General features: G+C 67.5%; 15 protein-coding genes and 2 pseudogenes. 10 read left to right on the top strand and 7 right to left on the bottom strand.

Translation table 11 applies throughout. The features are described 5' to 3' along the window. The first annotated feature begins 623 nt into the window (after nucleotides 1-623). The 5 genes from ACRAS8_RS36925 to ACRAS8_RS36905 are packed head-to-tail and all read left to right on the top strand — an operon-like array spanning nucleotide 624 to nucleotide 6397. Nucleotides 624-1100 (top strand): SseB family protein, encoded by a 477-nt coding sequence (locus ACRAS8_RS36925; protein WP_438490803.1) that lies wholly within the window; start codon nucleotides 624-626, stop codon nucleotides 1098-1100. Then, entirely contained in the window at nucleotides 1094-1705 is a 612-nt protein-coding gene (locus tag ACRAS8_RS36920) for a hypothetical protein (RefSeq protein ID WP_438490802.1), read from the top strand. The genes ACRAS8_RS36925 and ACRAS8_RS36920 overlap by 7 nt, the downstream gene beginning before the upstream one ends. Beyond that, a complete protein-coding gene (locus ACRAS8_RS36915; RefSeq protein ID WP_438490801.1) occupies nucleotides 1705-3513 on the top strand; it encodes a putative T7SS-secreted protein in 1809 nt (602 codons plus the stop codon). Before ACRAS8_RS36920 ends, ACRAS8_RS36915 begins: the two co-directional genes overlap by 1 nt. After that, nucleotides 3510-3917, top strand: coding sequence for a hypothetical protein (locus tag ACRAS8_RS36910; protein WP_438490800.1), 408 nt, complete (start codon nucleotides 3510-3512; stop codon nucleotides 3915-3917). Before ACRAS8_RS36915 ends, ACRAS8_RS36910 begins: the two co-directional genes overlap by 4 nt. After that, nucleotides 3914-6397: a type VII secretion system-associated protein gene (locus tag ACRAS8_RS36905; protein WP_438490799.1), complete on the top strand. Its 2484-nt coding sequence runs from the start codon at nucleotides 3914-3916 to the stop codon at nucleotides 6395-6397. The genes ACRAS8_RS36910 and ACRAS8_RS36905 overlap by 4 nt, the downstream gene beginning before the upstream one ends. Nucleotides 6398-6573: 176 nt before the next feature. Here the strand turns inward: ACRAS8_RS36905 and ACRAS8_RS36900 are convergent. Next, a pseudogene (locus ACRAS8_RS36900) lies at nucleotides 6574-6764 on the bottom strand (IS5/IS1182 family transposase); the annotation flags it as partial. A 467-nt stretch (nucleotides 6765-7231) separates the two neighbouring features. Here ACRAS8_RS36900 and ACRAS8_RS36895 point away from each other — a divergent pair. Then, nucleotides 7232-7756, top strand: coding sequence for a hypothetical protein (locus tag ACRAS8_RS36895; protein ID WP_438490798.1), 525 nt, complete (start codon nucleotides 7232-7234; stop codon nucleotides 7754-7756). Nucleotides 7757-7945: 189 nt separating this feature from the next. Here ACRAS8_RS36895 and ACRAS8_RS36890 read toward each other — a convergent pair whose 3' ends face one another. After that, nucleotides 7946-8218 (bottom strand): hypothetical protein, encoded by a 273-nt coding sequence (locus tag ACRAS8_RS36890; RefSeq protein WP_438490797.1) that lies wholly within the window; start codon nucleotides 8216-8218, stop codon nucleotides 7946-7948. After that, nucleotides 8218-8451, bottom strand: coding sequence for a hypothetical protein (locus tag ACRAS8_RS36885; protein WP_438490796.1), 234 nt, complete (start codon nucleotides 8449-8451; stop codon nucleotides 8218-8220). The genes ACRAS8_RS36890 and ACRAS8_RS36885 overlap by 1 nt, the downstream gene beginning before the upstream one ends. Nucleotides 8452-8697: 246 nt before the next feature. On the opposite strand from ACRAS8_RS36885, the gene ACRAS8_RS36880 reads away from it, so the two are divergent. Both ACRAS8_RS36880 and ACRAS8_RS36875 read left to right on the top strand, forming a co-directional pair. After that, entirely contained in the window at nucleotides 8698-10125 is a 1428-nt protein-coding gene (locus tag ACRAS8_RS36880; protein WP_438490795.1) for a NucA/NucB deoxyribonuclease domain-containing protein, read from the top strand. A 68-nt stretch (nucleotides 10126-10193) separates the two neighbouring features. Next, nucleotides 10194-10859, top strand: a complete 666-nt coding sequence (locus tag ACRAS8_RS36875) for a DUF6461 domain-containing protein (protein ID WP_438490794.1) — start codon at nucleotides 10194-10196, stop codon at nucleotides 10857-10859. Between the two features lie 1111 nt (nucleotides 10860-11970). Here ACRAS8_RS36875 and ACRAS8_RS36870 read toward each other — a convergent pair. After that, entirely contained in the window at nucleotides 11971-12639 is a 669-nt protein-coding gene (locus ACRAS8_RS36870) for a hypothetical protein (protein ID WP_438490793.1), read from the bottom strand. 280 nt (nucleotides 12640-12919) lie between these two features. Between ACRAS8_RS36870 and ACRAS8_RS36865 the strand changes: the two genes are divergently transcribed. Continuing rightward, on the top strand, nucleotides 12920-13675 hold the full coding sequence (locus tag ACRAS8_RS36865) for a phosphotransferase (RefSeq protein WP_438490792.1): 756 nt from the start codon (nucleotides 12920-12922) through the stop codon (nucleotides 13673-13675). Between the two features lie 122 nt (nucleotides 13676-13797). Beyond that, nucleotides 13798-14136 carry a DUF6233 domain-containing protein gene (locus ACRAS8_RS36860; protein WP_438490791.1) on the top strand — a complete coding sequence of 113 codons (339 nt, stop codon included), beginning with the start codon at nucleotides 13798-13800 and terminating at the stop codon, nucleotides 14134-14136. 243 nt (nucleotides 14137-14379) lie between these two features. On the opposite strand, the pseudogene ACRAS8_RS36855 reads toward ACRAS8_RS36860, so the two are convergent. The 3 genes and pseudogenes from ACRAS8_RS36855 to ACRAS8_RS36845 form a co-directional block, all read right to left on the bottom strand. Then, nucleotides 14380-14967: pseudogene (locus ACRAS8_RS36855) on the bottom strand (GNAT family N-acetyltransferase). Between the two features lie 136 nt (nucleotides 14968-15103). Then, nucleotides 15104-15325, bottom strand: coding sequence for a hypothetical protein (locus ACRAS8_RS36850; protein WP_438490790.1), 222 nt, complete (start codon nucleotides 15323-15325; stop codon nucleotides 15104-15106). Nucleotides 15326-15375: 50 nt separating this feature from the next. Continuing rightward, nucleotides 15376-15642, bottom strand: a complete 267-nt coding sequence (locus tag ACRAS8_RS36845; protein ID WP_438490789.1) for a hypothetical protein — start codon at nucleotides 15640-15642, stop codon at nucleotides 15376-15378. Nucleotides 15643-15660 lie beyond the last annotated feature (18 nt).

The raw sequence follows: 15660 nt of genomic DNA, 5'->3' as shown, positions 1-15660 counted from the left end.
CGACGCGGCTTTGACCGGCGACGCGCGCGTCGCGGACTCGACCTGATGTGTTCCAGCAGGTGTACAGGCGTAATCCTGAGCATCCTCCTCATCGCCAATCGGAGGGAGCGTGGCGGGACCCGGTCCCGCCACGCTCACCATCTGCGAATGCTCCAACGCGGCAATAAATCGTCCGCATTGCGGAGACGTGCACGAGGTCGCTGACATCTTCGAAGAGTCCGAGTCTGTCGTGGTGTGACCCTCAAACGATCGGATCGTTGAACCGGCGGTATCCATATAGCCGGGCCCGGCAACACCCCCAGCCGTCCGCACCATCGGCGACAGCCTAGACCTGCGCATTCCGCCTACTTGTGTCCCAATCTCGCACGAATTCGGCCAAGGCACGGCGTTGTTGTTCCTCGCGGGCAATCTGTCCGGGGAGGACGTCGCGATCGATATCGCCTGGGTCACCGCCGATTGCGCCTACGGGAAGGACTCACGCCCTCTCCCAATTCGCGGGGATCACAGGCGTCAATCTAGTATCGCCTTTGCTCATGCCATGTGATTACTAGTCGTACCGAGCTGCCTGGCCTGGCATGTGCTGAAGTCGTGGCAGGTCGGCACAAGCGGGGGTGCGGAGCCAGTTGGGTGGGGAGCAATCGGCAGGGACGGCGGAACTGCGCGCGCAGATGGCCGCGTTCTTACGAGGTGAAGGGGATCCACAGGCGCTTGTCGAAGCCGTGCAGGGCGCAGAGCTTCTGCTCCCCCTGCTCGGTGAAGGCGCCGTATGGAGTGGCGAGTTGGATGACATTCGCTGGCTGTTCGCGTTCACCAGCACACGTGAGATGCACGCCTTTCTGCAGCAAAAGTGGGAGGCAGCCAAGCCCGGCGAACTGCCCGCCGAACTGGCCCGGTACGCACGCTACCTGCGCGTGGGCGGTGAGGAGCTGTTGCAAGAGCTGCTTCCTGGGCTGGTGGAGCGGGACCGGGTTCCGATGGGGGTCGTGGTGGACGTGTCCTCTGGACTTCGCGCCTTCCTGCCACCTGTGTCCGGAATCGTGCCGGATGGGATTGCGCTCGATATGGAATCCGTAGCCAAGGGGGAGCCGGCCACGTGGTGAGCGGTGGTGATTTCGGGGTCGATCCGCAGATTCTGAAGCAGGTGTCCAAGGGCATCAACGATGCGCTGGACGAGCTGAAGAAGATCACGGATGCGACTGAGGCGTCCACGGGGCAGGGCTTCTCCGATCTGTCGGTGTCACCGATCGTGATGGGGCACTCCGATGCCTCTCAGATGCTGGACGACTTCGCCGAGCGTTGGAGCTGGGAGGTCCAGGCCCTCTTGGACGAGGGCAACGAGGTGGCCGGCACGTTGGATCTCAACGCGGGCTACTACCACGAGGCGGAGGAGTACGGCATGGACGTCCTCAAGGACGTTGTGCTGTCCGCGACTGCGGACCCGACGCTGACGTCGAAGGATGCGGAGAAGATGTCCTGGAGCCAGGTGGGCGGCAAGATCAAGGACGCCTACACCCCCGACTACTCCGCTGACAGTTTCGACAACGCTTTGCACAAGAGCGGAAAGAACCTCTCCAACGCCTGGACAGACGTCACTGAGACCGGAGTGACCGGAAGCCAGATCGGGGTGGTGAAGGCCGTCGGCTCCGCGCCCTTCAGCGATGACGACGACGGGCAAGACGCCGGCACTGCGGCGAAGGGGAAGTGATGGGCCTCTTCGACGATCTGGACCGCGTCACCCAGTCAGCCCGCGACGGCTTGGCCGACGGGGTGCAGACCGTCACCCACGGTACTGCGAAGCTGCTTGATGCAGTGGGCGCACACAGCTGGGCGGACAAGGCCGACGCAGCCGGCTCCTGGGCGGCCAACGAGCTGGGTGCCCAGACCCACGAGCTCCAGCTGGGCGAGAGCGACGACCCCGCCCTGCTGCTGCACGGGGACGCGAGCAGCATCCGTAAGTCCGCAGGGCAGTTGAAGAAGTTGGGCGAGGCCTTCGAACGTACCGGCTTGGCGCTGCGGAAGATGGATCCCTCGGACTGGCACGGACAGGCCGCTGACCGCTTTCGCGAGAAGGTGCAGACCCACCCCAAGCGCTGGCTGAGGGCCGCCGACTCGTTCGAGGACGCGGCCGCTGCGATGGATCACTACGCCGACACCGTCGAGTGGGCGTGTAAGCAGGCCCGTGAGGCGGTCGAGCGGTGGAAGCAGGCCCAGAAGCAGACCGCGGCGGCCCTGGAGCAATACCAGCGCAAGGTCGACAACTACACCCAGCAGGCCGATGACGCCGGGGACCAGTCTCCGCAGGCGCCGGGCCCGTTCCACGACCCCGGCGCCGAGGGACGCGAATCCGCAGAGCACCTGCTCAAGACGGCCCGCAGCCAGCGCGACAGCGCTGGCACCCAACTGGCCGCGAAGCTCATCCGAGGCATCAGCCAGGCACCCGCCGAGCCCCAAGGCCTGGACCGCCTCAAGATCGAAGCCGGCAACACGGTGAAAAACCAGCTGGTCGGGGCCGAGCACCAGCTGGGCGGCATCATCAAGACCGGCACCTCGATGCTGCGCCTGGTCCGCACGGTCAACTTCCAGGACCCGTACAACCTGACCCACCCGGCCGACTACATCACCAACCTCACCAGTGTCGCCGGCGGCCTGATTCACACTGCCAACCACCCCACCGAGCTGGCCAAGGGCGTCATCGGAGAGGGGTGGAGCACCGACCGCAACGAGGCCATCGGCGCCTTCGCGACGAATTTCCTCGGCGGCGCAGGCGCCGCGAGCAAGGTCGGAGCCAAGGCCGTCGCCCACGGCGCGGAAAGCGCTGTCGCCAAAGACGCTGCCAAGACCTTCAGCCAGACCGCCGCCGAGGACTCCGCCGGCGTTGCCAGGCACGCCGACGACGCGACCGACGCAGCTCGGCATGCCGATGATGCGGTGAGGCATACCGATGACGTTGCCGAGCACGCTGATGACGCCGCCGGGGCGGGTAGGGATCTGGACCCGGACGACCCTCGCAGCCTTCCCGCAGCCGCAGACAAGAGCGTCGACGTCGACAGCATCAGCCACACGCCGGTGTGGCGCGAAGACCACGAGCCGCTGTATCGCAACGACAACCGCCATCCCCAGGAGATCTTCGACCAGGGCTTCCACCCACGCGACGCGTCCAACACAAACCTTCATGGCTATGTGGAGGGCAACCAGGCGTCGGCTTTTGTGGGCACCACCAAGGACGCCGATGCCAACTGGCTGACCAAATACCGGTACGAGGTGGATGCTCCCGGCGGCATCGACGTCAACCAGACCTTGCCGAACAACAAGTACCGAGGTGAGGAGGAGATCGCCTTCGCCGGGGGCATCGACCGCAAGCACATCAAGGGGGCCTGGGAGATCCTCCCCGACGGGACCAAGGGAGAATGGGCGCCGAATCCCCATTACGAGCCTCACATCCCCAAACAACCCGTCGCTCCCGCCCCTGAAGCACCGCCCGCCAGTCAACTGCCCGAAGGATGGACCCGATGAATGGCCTGGTCCCCGACCGTTTCGAAATCCTCGCCTTCAACGGCGACCAGCAGGCCGACGCCGTCCTGCACTGGGAAGGCGAGAACCACGATTTCACCGTGACCGCCAACGGCCCTTGGGGGCATGTCACCGGCACAGCGGACGACTGCTTCGAGGCGCTCACCCGCATCCGCGAGCAGATCGAACCCCAGGGGTGGCTCCTGGGTGTCAACGGCTCGCGTCGCGACACCTGGCCCTCCGGGATGTGCCGTGGGACCGGGGGGTTCCTCGTCTACCGACTCAGGCTCGGGCTCCGCCCCACCAGCGCCGACCGCATCCAGACCTTCCACCCCGCCCCCCGCGAGACGCTGGCCACCGTCGCCGAGCAGATCGCCTTCGAAGAGCAGTGGAGCCAGTCGCTGTGACCACCCCGTCCAGCCCTGCCGCCGTCGTTCCCCCGGTCACCGAGGCTCTGCGCGCCCAGGCCGCACGGCAGCGCGACGGCTACGTGTATGCGATCGACCCGTACTTCGACCCCAACGGCGCCGTCCCCCCGTACGGCATCGTGGGCGGCTGGTCCGTCAACAGCTCCGGCCAGCTCGTTTCCTTCACGCACAACCCGAACTACCGCCCGTCGCCGGTGGCGTTGGAGTTCCCGCCCCCCGTCACCGCCCTGGATGGAGCCCTGCAGCGCGCTGTCACCGGTTACGGCAGCGAGCAGGAACTCCTCACGGCCTTCCGCGACGCCACACTCATCCTGTTCGCCCAGGAGGGGCAGACCGGCCTCTACACCGTCGTCGAGGACGACGGCAGCCGCTACATCCCGGCCTTCACCCACCCCACCCACGCCCCCGACACCTGGCACCAGTGGCAACAGATCACCGGCCATCACCTCGCCGCCACCGGCCTCCCGGTCCGCCTCAACCCCGGCCACCGCATCAGCCTGACCATCCCGGGCAAGGCCGGGAATCAAGCCGGTGGCCAGAACGCCGGCCCCAACTCGCCGTCCTCCACCTCGTCCTCCGGCCTCCCCAAGGCCCTCGTGGATGCCCCGCTACTCGCCGCCGGCCTGCTCGCGGCGCTCGGCCGCCGACGCCGCACAGCCCTGTGGCAGTCCGCCATGGACGCCAAGGGCCGCCACACCCCGGAGCTTCGCCAGCCGACGGGTGCCGCCGCCGACACCCAAGATGCCCTGCTCGTCGGGGCCGACCCGCAGGCCGTACGCGATCTCGACCATGCCCTGAGGGGACTGGCGGCCGCCTTGACCGTCGAATCGCGCACCCTGCCGACCCTCTACGTTGCCAGGCTCACCGACAGCGAGCTCAACCTCCAGCTCGCCCATCCCGCAGGTAAGCCCCCAGCACCATGGCAGTTCGGTCAGAACGAGACATTCTGGCGCATCCAACGGGCCGACATCGCGGCGCACGAAACGGACGCCGGCACTGCCGCCCCCTACCCGGGCCTGGTCAGCCTCGGCAGCCTCGACGGCGCGCGTGTGCTGCTGAACCTCGAAGCCGTCCCCGGACTCGTCTCACTCACCGGCACGCACGCGGACCAAAGCGCCGTCCTCACATCGGTCGCCGCAGAACTCGCCACCAGCGGCTGGTCGGACCGAATGACACTCACCCTCGTCGGCTTCGGCACGGAACTCACCACGCTCGACCCCACCCGCGTCCGCCACTTCGACGACATCGAAGCCCTTCTCGAAACCATGGACGCCGAAACCCGGAAGCGGCGCGGTGCCCTCGCCATGACGGGCCACGAATCCGTACTCGCCAGCCGCACCGGCTCCGCACAGCACACCCAATGGACGCCCCACCTGGTCCTCCTCGCCGCACAGCCGACCGAGGATCAGGCAGCGAAGATCGCCGAGCTCGTTGCCGACTCCGGTCGGCTGGGCATCAGCTACGTGGCCGCCACCGAGGCGAACAGCCTGCCAGGCACGGCCTGGAAAATCGAAATCACCCCCGACGGACGCCTCCTGGCCCCCTTCCTCGGCCTGGAACTGCAAGCACAGCTCCTGCCCCAGGCCCAGCACGATGCCGTGGTCCAGCTCTTCGCCGACGCCACAACCGACGACGACCGCGACCCGGACCCCAGCGCCCCACAGTTCATGGTCGACATCACCCCGAGCGGACGACCCGCGGTGTACGCACGGCTGGTCGGCACCTACGAGATCACCGGCCTCGACACACCTGACGCCGAGCACAGCCCGCTTCTCCACGAAGCGCTGGTCATGCTCCTGCTCCATCGCCAAGGAGTGCACCCGCGCGTTCTGGCCTCCGGGCTGTGGCCCCGCGGCGTAACCGAGGATGCCCGTGACGCCCTCATCGAACGCCTGCGAACCTGGCTGGGCAACGACCCCGACGGAAGCCCGCGGCTCGGCACCGATATCACTGGCCGGCTGACCCTCGCGCCGTCCGTCGTCTCCGACCTCGACGTGCTCCGCACCCTCCACTACGAGGCCACCGCGGGCAGAGGCTCAAGCAACGCACACATACGGGAACGTCTGCTCAACGACGCCCTGGCACTGGCCCGCGGCCCCCTGCTCGCCAACCGCCCACAGGGCCGCTACGCCTGGCTTTCCCACGAGATCGTCGAGGCCCAGCTGCCCCTACTGGTGGCAGACGTCGCGCTGGCGCTGTCCGCCCACCACCTGGAGGCCGGCAACCCGACACCAGCGCTCAACGCCCTCAACACGGCCTTGACCATCACGCCGACGGACGAGCGACTCTGGAACGAACTTCTACGCGCCGCACACGCCACAGGCGATACGGCCACGCTCGAATCAACAGCAGCATCGCTCATCGCCCGCCATCACGAGCACAGCGGCGGCGCCCACAGCCTCCCGCCCCGAACCGAGGCCCTCCTCAACGAACTCTTGCCGTCCTGGCGTGACGCCTAAGTTGCTGCAAACTGACGCCCAATCTGCAGCAGCAGGACCCCACGGGACGACGGTGGCCGACGCCGGTATGGGACCGGGAGGCACTGGCCGCGAATTTATTCGCGGCCACCCCGGCTGCACTGGCGTCAGCCCGCGGAGGCGTTCGGACGTCTTGGCCAGCGTTGTACCGGCGGTCTTCAGAATGCGATGCGTAGTCGTCTCAAGCAGATGATGGAGCAGGCGAGTTCGAGGAGTCCTTGGTGGAGGTCGGCGCGTATCTCGTAGTGGATGCGGAGGCGTTTGAACTGGTGGAGGCGAAGGTGCGCTCCACCACCCACCGCGTCTTGCCGGGGCTGGAGCCGTGCGGGGTGCCACGGTGGGCGATCTTCAGGCTCCGGGCTTCTCGAATGCCTGGTCGATCGCCAGGGCGAGTGAGGCCGCGTGCTACACCGTGCACCTGTGGGGCCGCCAGCCCGGCGGCGACCCCTTGGTTGCGTGATCACGGCCGTGCAGTGCTGCAGTGCCTACTGCAGCACTGCACCATCGGAACGCTCGGGAGTCCGGTCGCGCGTTCAACTCCACCAGCCCCAGATGCTGCGGCAGGCCATCCGTCCGATGCGACGGCTCCGCCCGGCCCTCGGGTGAAGTGCAAGTTGTCGCGTTCGCTTCGAAGAACGGCCCGAAAACCCTTGCCCTGGGCACGAGTTGGCCAAAAGTGTGCCACTGGTCGGTCAGAATTCGGAATGGAAACCTGTTGTTCACCGCGAGCATCTACCCGCATAGACCACGGGGCTGCTGCCATGGCGTGACGTGCCCGGGACCCTGCCGGGCACTCCCCCCACACATGGAGTACGCATGCGATCGACACAACGACTGTCCTGCGCGGTAGCGGCCATCGCGCTCGCCTTCGGCGGGCTCGCCCTCACCACTGGCAGCGCCCACGCAGCCACCGCCTGCTCCCAGTCCCATCTGCCGCTGCCCGACGCCGCCTGCCAGCCCGGCGCCTACAACCCCGACGTCACTCAGTCCACGATTCGCTCGACGATCTGCGTACCCGGCTGGACCAAGACCGTTCGCCCACCCGTCTCCTACACCACCCCCCTCAAGATCAAGCAGATCGGCCAGTACGGCTACACCGACACCACCACCGCCGACTACGAGGAAGACCACCTCATTCCCCTCGAACTGGGCGGCGCACCGAAGGACCCGAAAAACCTGTGGCCCGAGCCCCGGTACGGCAAGCAGCCGGCGGCCAGCAAGGACTCCGTGGAGAACAAGCTGAAGGTGGCCGTGTGCAACGGCACCGTCAAGCTCGACGCCGCGCGCAGCGCCATCGCCACCGACTGGACCACCGCACTGTCCAAGGTCGGAATCGGCTGACCGACTCACGCCGACCCGCTCTCCGCGGATCACGGGACGGGACGCCACGGAACCGTCGGCACATTCCGGCGCTTTCGTGGCGTCCCTCCGTTCATTGCTCACCAAGTGGTCAAGGTGCTGCCGCACGGCGTCGGCCAGGTCGGAGTAGAACGGCACGCTGTCGGACGGCACCTCGGTTCCGTCGCGCACCTAGACCTCGATATACGCCACGACCACCACGGTGCGCAGCGCGGTGACGAAGTACAAGACCCTCACCGACTCGACTTCGTCGGTGTACTGGCGCAGCTGGGGGCCGGTGGTGTCGCCGGGGATAGGTTCGCCGGCGTCGGGGGCGACGGAGAGGACGACCAGGGCGCGGTCGAGAGCGTGGATCTCCGTCTCGGTGGTGATGTTCTCCAGTTGCTTGGCTGCGGCGTCGGAGAAGGCGATGCGGGCGCGGCGGGAGCTGGACTGCGGGGCCATCAGGCGACGGCCGGGCGCTGTGCGGCGAGGCGGGCGAGGTGGGCCTCGCGCAGTTCCTCCCAGGGTGTGCAGTCCTCCACCGCGGGCAGTCCGTTGGTGGCGATGTCCTCCAGGACGGCGGCGAACTGGTCAGCATTCGCACGGGTCTTGGCCGCATACGCGCGGACCGCGTCAGCGGCCGCGGGCTCCAGCTGCTGCCGGGCAGTGTCGACGGGGGCCGGCTGTTGGCTCATCACAGGCTCCGTAAGGCAGAACTGTCGTGTCCTGCAACGGTATCGCCCGGCGTAGAGGTCGGGGACCACTCCGGGCGAAACCCGGCTGTACGGCGGGCAGCCCGGGCCCGGCAACCGGGTCGCTCATGCTCTTCTTCGAGCTGCCTGAGCCAGTCCCCTTTGGCGTCCACAGTTCCGGTTGGTGAGCTGCCCGCCACGCGGGGCCACTCAACGAACCCCAATCCGTACCCCGGTTCAATCCGGTGGATGACGGTGCATAACATCACCTCTGTTTGCACTCATGTGCGGATATATGAGGAACACCAGGTATTGAAGGACAACTCTGTGAAAATACCCAGACGCCTGCTGGCAGCGACGGCCTCCCTGGCCGCTGCCGCAACTGCAACACTCACCGGGGCATCGGTCGCGCACGCTGACACAAGTCCTCCTCACGGCAAGCTGATCGGCAGCCTTGTCCCCGACGCTCGGCAGCCCCAGCCGCCGTCCGCCCTGGTCGAGGCCCCCATCACTTCCGAAAAGACCTGCGAGCCCACCGCTCCCGGTTCCCGCGAGCGTGCTGCCGGCGCAACCAAGGCCTGCGTGCAGGACACTCCTGTCCAGTCTTCCGGTGCCGCCAGCAAGGCCGACGCAGCTCCGGCCGCGCGGGCAAAGCGAAGCGCCGACACCTGTACTGCCAAGCCTGGGACCTGGCAGTTCACCCGCCATACCTCGTGCCTGAACGGGAAGATCGTGACCTTCACCCTTGAAGGCGACAAGGGCGGCGTCCTGGGCACCGCGTTGATCAAAGTCAACAACAGCGCCACCCTCGACGCGAGGGGCGGCACCTGGAACGAGACCGAAACGATCAAGGTCGCCGAAGTGACCGGCGAGGTCAAGAGTCTCAACATCACCTTCGAAGCCGCCTGCGATGGCCTCTGCACGATGACAGCAGACCGCCCCTGGGCGGGAAGTAAGACGCTCAGCCTGGGCCAGAGCGCCACCGGAACGGTCACCTACAAGAGCACTGTCGCCGCCCAACGACGCAGCCACGTGTCGACCAGGTACAACATGTACATCACTCAGGCCGGGACGGTCCCGACCAAGCCCAACGTGAGCTGGTCGAACCCCCGCCAGATCCGCTGCGACGCCGAAATGCGCGACAACACGGGCAACTGGGGCACCGGCTGCGTATACAGCCAGGCCGACCTGCGCGCCGACCTCAACCTTCCGCTGCACGAATACGGCGCCGCAGCCGCGACCTACCTCTACGCCCAGACCAACCTGAAGGACCACTGGGGAGTAGTCGACAATCCGCTCAGGCGCAACGACGACCGGCGGACTGCCTACGAGAACCGTCAGCGCACCTGCGGTTACAAGAGCTCCGTTCCGTTCGTGAAATACGACGAGATCATCGTCAAGGACGACAGCTGTGACGAGTACCCGTTCGCCGGCACCATGGAGGGCGGCAACGACGGGGGGCTGTGCGCCGAGATCGTCCCGCTCCGCGACGGCGTCACCGGCGAGTGGAAGACCTTCAACGCGGACGACAAGCGGCCCGTGACCGGCAACGAGCCCTGCGTACGCGGCCACGTCCCCCACGACGAGAACTCTGCGGCCGGCGGAAGGTACGGCAACTTCGTCCAGGACGAACGCGTACTGAACGATGAAAAGTTCACGGTGACCATCACAGCCTGACACCGCCGATCAACACGCCGCGCCCCGCCAGTCCAGACCCGGGGCGCGGCCCGCACCATGGAGAGAGAATGACCGACACCCCGGATTCCTGGGGCTGGGTACTCGCCAGCGGCTCCCTGGCGTTCTGCCTGACCTTCACCCACCAACTCGCACCCAGCGCCGTACTCGAACGCTACGGAGCCGACCCTCAGACCACGCGCACTATGGACGGGCAGACCGCTCACGCGGCGATCCCCACGGGGCGAAACCATTCACTCCTGCGCGCAGGCAGGCTGGGCAACTGGGCGTTCTGCTTCGAAACCTACGGCGTCCAAGGCCTCATGCCCGACACCCTCACCGAGCTCTCCGCGGACACCGAAACCCTCGCAGTCAACTTCGCTGAGGACGCCACACACACCTTTGAACACTGGGCGGACAGCCGGCGTATCGAGTCCTTCGAACCGGGGATGCCCTACGACGCCCCAAGTCCCACCACACCTCACACCTTCCGGAATCTCGTGGAGCAGCGCGAGGCCGCCACGCCCGGCCAACTGCCCATCCTCGCAGCCCTCGAAGGCCTTAGCGACCACATTGGCGGCCACACCCTTACCCCCGACACCCTCGGAGGCCCGTTGCTGACAGCCCTCCTTCCCCTGCGCCCCCGTGCGAGCGCGCACACACCGTCGACCAGCCCAGCAGAAGTCCGGAAACACCTCGGAAAGTTCCTCGGTACCCTTCCTCCCGCGACCTCATAGCCCCCCAGGCAACAGGCGGGCCTCGGTGACGGCGAGTTGCGCAGCGCGCTCCCCACCCTCGCCGGCGGTGAGGCCAGCGAGCTGAATCATGCCCCCATCCTTGCGCAGCCCGTCCTACTCCGAGCAGTCGCTGGACGAAGTCTCCGGTGGCGGATTCGACGCCACGACTTGGTCCAGGATCCGATCCCGCAGCTGGACCGCGAGCCGGCCAATGGCACTCATCAAGGCCGCGAGGGCGTCATCAATGATCTCCGCACGGAGGTTGAACTCCTCCCAGCTGGAACCAGCGATCTGTCTCGAAGAGCCCAAGTCTGCTGTGGTGTGACCTCCAAACGATCGGATCGTTGAACCGTCGGTATCCATACAGCCGGGCCCGAACCCAGTCACCCGGGCCCGGCGTCCGCACCATCGGCGGCAGCCTAGAGCTGCAGCATTCCGCCCGCTGCATCCCAGCCCCGCACGAAGTCGACCAGAGCGCGTCGTTACTCTTCCTCGCGGGCGAACTGTCCGGCGAGGACTTCGCGGTCGACGTACGGGGCGACGTTCGAGGTCGCCGAACTCGTCCCGATGCGCGCCGACCAGTTCTGACACTGATGGCACAAGGCGCTCCGACTCGGTCCATGCGCGCGGCTGGCTGGGTGCCGCCTCCCCGATCGCCGAAGGTGCCCTCGACACACTCAGGGCCGCTTCTCGGGCAGGTGCCTATCGGCCTTCCAGATCGTCGGCGGCCTGCTCCAACGACAGCCTGCGCGTTGTCGAGCCGTTGTGACGCCACCGGGTAATGAAACGAGCTAGAAAGCCCTGCAGGCCAGCGGAATTGTGCTGATCATCAGTCATGGTCGGACAGATTACGTCCCCACGATGACCGGCGACAGGGGCCTGCGCTGCAATGGTCACGTCAGCGACGATCCACTGTGCAACGGATGCACGCGCTTGCCGCATGACCGATCGCCTCACGAGCCCTGAGGCCGAGGTGTCCTGGGACGATCCGGCGTGCGTGGCACGCGAGGTGTACCTCACAAGCAAGCGACGGCAGCGGCCGTCTGCCAGCGTCCGGTCCGCAGCGTCTGGGAACTCGGGGTGACGATGTGGGCGGTCGGCGGGATCGGATTCAGGGATCCGTTTCGGCGCCTTCCGGGTCCTTGCTGGAGTCGTAGGCACCCATGCCCGTTTCCGTCATGAGTGACGAGATCCGGCGCCATTCCTGGTGTTCCACTTCTGCCGTGCGCAGCCATTGCTCGGCGCGGTAGCTGTCGAGTGCCTGACCGGCCATGTCGCGCTGGTGTTCCTGCGCTTCATCGGCGGCGCGGTCGACCTCGTCGGCGGACAGGCCGGCGGCCTTCTCCCGGATCCGTGCGCGGTAGAAGCGGGCGGTACTGGGGGCGATGGGGACCGGCTCGGCGAGGGGGCGCAGCCAGGTGACGGGTAGGCCGGTGTAGGCGACGGTGACGGTGAACGAGGCGTCGTTGCCGCCGGTGTCAGTGACGAAACCGTCGATCTTGTAGGTGGGGCCGGCGGGGAGGCCGAGACGCTCGGCTTGCTCGGAGGTGAGCGGCACAGTGGTGCGGTTGGTCGTGGCGGTCTCGTAGCCGTCGACGGTGGCGTTCTCGGCGCGCAGGTCGGTGACGGTGAGCTCGAACCGGTTGCCTGCATGCCGATACAGCCGCATCTGGGCGATGAGCTCCGCTGGGGTGTGCGGGACGCGGCGTAGGGCGGGCGGAATCCGCTGGGGGACCTTCACCTGGTAGGTCTCGCCGATCCGGATATCCGGGACACGCATGCCGGCCTCCTCCCGCTCCTCCAGCCTGCCACCGGACGGGATAGCGCGGAAGTGGTGCCGAAGCACGGCTGCGAGCTTCGTCTCGCAGCTCGGCCGGGGCCCCGCTGGTGGCCTCGCCAGTCCCGCGGATTCCAGGACCGCGCGGTGGTGGTCAGATCAACTGAGCGCTCCAGTTGGCCCCTGAGCACCTTTGTTGGCCCGGTGAGCATCACAGTTGGCCTCGACGTCCAGGAGCGCTGTTCGTGAGAGCCGCCAAGTCTGACTCTGGCAGTCTGGGCGGATGACTGAGGTTCCGTTGCCGGGAGGACTCATCAATCGCGTCGTCCGCGTCGGGGACACGGTGCGGCGCCCTCCGCCAGAGCGGGCGGACTTCATCGCCGCGCTGCTGAAGCTGTTCGAGGCACGCGGCTGGAGTGGGGCGCCGCGCCATCTCGGCCTGGATGGCCAAGGCCGGGAGGTGCTCGGCTACGTACAGGGACATGTGGCCTGGGAGGCGGAGCAGCCGGCAGACGTGTACGCGGACGAGAGCCTGGCCGCGGTAGCCCGGCTGGTGCGGCAGTTCCACGACCTGACCGCGGGTACAGAGCTGGCTGGGACAGCGGAGGTCGTGTGTCACAACGACCTGGCACCCAAGAACACCGTCTATCGGCCGACGGCTGACGGCCTCCGGCCGGTGGGGTTCATCGACTGGGACCTTGCCGCCCCCGGTGATCGCATCCACGACGTTGCGCACGTCTGCTGGCAGTACGTGCATCTCGGCCCCGACGCCGATGTTGCTGGCGTCGGTCGGCGGATGCGGCTGATCGCCGACGCCTACGGACTCACCAGCCGTGATGAGCTGGTGGCGTCCGTGCTGTGGTGGCAGGACCGGTGCTGGCGCGGCATCGCAGACGCGGCGGACATGGGCGAGCCCGCGATGGTCCGCCTGCGCGACGCCGGAGTGGTAGGCGAGATTCAGGTCGAGTATCGGTGGACCACCCAGCACCGAGCCGCCTTGGAACATGCCCTGAGCTGGGGCGATGCACCCAAGCCCTAACGGCAGGGGCCAACCGCGACGCTCAGCCGGGCCAACTCAAACACTCAGGGGCCAACTGGAGCGCTCAGTCACACAGGGTTCGGCGGAACTCCGAAGTCCCCCGGAGCCCTAGAATCGAACTCGTGATCGACACTCCTCCGCTGCCTCCCGACCTCCCGCGGCTGCACGCAATCGCCACATACCTCCAGCTGCAGCTGGAGCGCGTGCACCGGCGGATTGTCGAGGTGGAGCAGTGGGAGGCCACCCGACGGGCCTCGGCGCGGCCCGCGGTACCGCCGGAGTGGACGCTGCAGATGAGTATCGGAGCGGATCCGCGGCCGATCGCCGTGCACCACGGCCAGTGCACCGTGCGCAGCGCCAGGATGCGGCGGATCTCCCGCCGGGACGCGATCGAGGCACTTGCCGTCGGGGTCCAGCCGTGCGTGCTGTGCCAGCCCGATCGTGAGCTCCAGGTGGACTGAGGAATGCCGCCGCGCCCTGCCGGATTGTCATGAGGTTGAGAGAAAGGTTTCGCAATGACCACACCCACATCGAACGCACCGAGCCCTGTGCCACTGAACTGTGCACCCAAGGACGTCGGAAGGTGCGCGCGGTGCCACCAGCCCTGCCAGAGGTACGGCGCCGGCGGGAATCCGCTGTGCTTGACCTGCCGAAGCCTGCTGGAGGAGGCCCGGAAGAAGCCGACGCCAGGCGTCTGAGGCCGTCTACCGGTGCTGGAGCCCGGTGGCCTCTACGGCCTGTTGGTCAGCTGTCAGCTTCTTCCAGCGGCTGGCCAGCAGGCCGTAGAGGAGGGTGTCGGCCCATTCGCCGGTGTTGATGTTCAAGGTGAACCCGGGGCGCCGACCTTCGAGTTCGAAGCCGACGCGTTCCAGCAGGCGAGCCGAGGGGGTGTTACGAGCGTCGACTTCGGCGGAGACCCGGTGCAGTCCCCGGCGGAAGAGGTGGCCGACCACGGCGCAGACCGCTCCGGTGGCATATCCCTGGCCATGCAGAGCAGGGGCGAGGGTCTAGCCGATCTCGGCCTGCCGACGGTTGACGTGGAGGTCCACGCCAAGGTCGCCCGCCAGACTCCGGTCGGCTTTGAGTTCAAGCGCGTACTGGAACCAGCCGGGCCGCTCGGGATCCTGTTCGCTGTGGACACGGGCCTGCTCGATGGCGGCTTCGGGGGTGAGGGGCGAGGGCCATGCCTGGTAGCGGGCTATGTGCGGGGCATTGCGGTATTCCGCCATGGCGGCCGCGTCCTGGATGCGGAAGCGGCGCAGGATCAGGCGCGGGGTCTCGATCTCGATCATCAGCGCAGTGTCACACGGCACGGTGGAACCCGGCTGTGCTTTGGGGACGGTGCCCTGGGCGGCCGCTTTCGGTTTTGATCACCATCGGCGGGCTGGGTGCCGACGGGCACCGCCGACTGCGCCGGGCTCTCCGCCGTCATTCCGTCGCGATGTTCCACACATCGGGGCCGCCGCCGCGCCATTCGATCGCAGGGTCGTCGAGTCGGACGTCCTCCGGGTCCAGGCCGGCTCGGCGCAGGAACTCCCGCAAATCGGCCACGTCGAAGGCGACGCCCAGGCGCTCGGCATCGACAGATACACGGCGGCCGCCGGTCGGGGCCGGCGGATGCACCACGATGCGGGGCCGGGGCTTGGGCATACCCCCACCCTGCCGGTCCCAGATGCCCTGCGCCCGCCGTGCGAGCCCGGTCAGGGGACGTCGCCGCCCCAGTCCCAGCGATGCGCGTCCGCCGGTCGTGGTGCGTACAGGGCCCGGCCGCCCGGCCCGTACGCACCGATCTCGGTGATCAGTGCCTCGCCCTCCTCCAGCTCGCTCTCGCTGCAACCGGTCACGTCAAGCAGGAGACCGTCCAGCGGGCCACCGACCAGTTCCCGGTAGACGTGACCTGGCTGCGGGCCGGGGTCGGGGTCATCATGGTCCGCGCCGTAGACGCGGCCGCGCATCAGCTCGTCCATCCCCCCAGCCTCGCACCC

The organism is Streptomyces sp. S186 (genome assembly GCF_051603415.1).
Lineage (GTDB): Bacteria > Actinomycetota > Actinomycetes > Streptomycetales > Streptomycetaceae > Streptomyces.
This window is presented reverse-complemented; position numbering and strand designations above follow the sequence as displayed.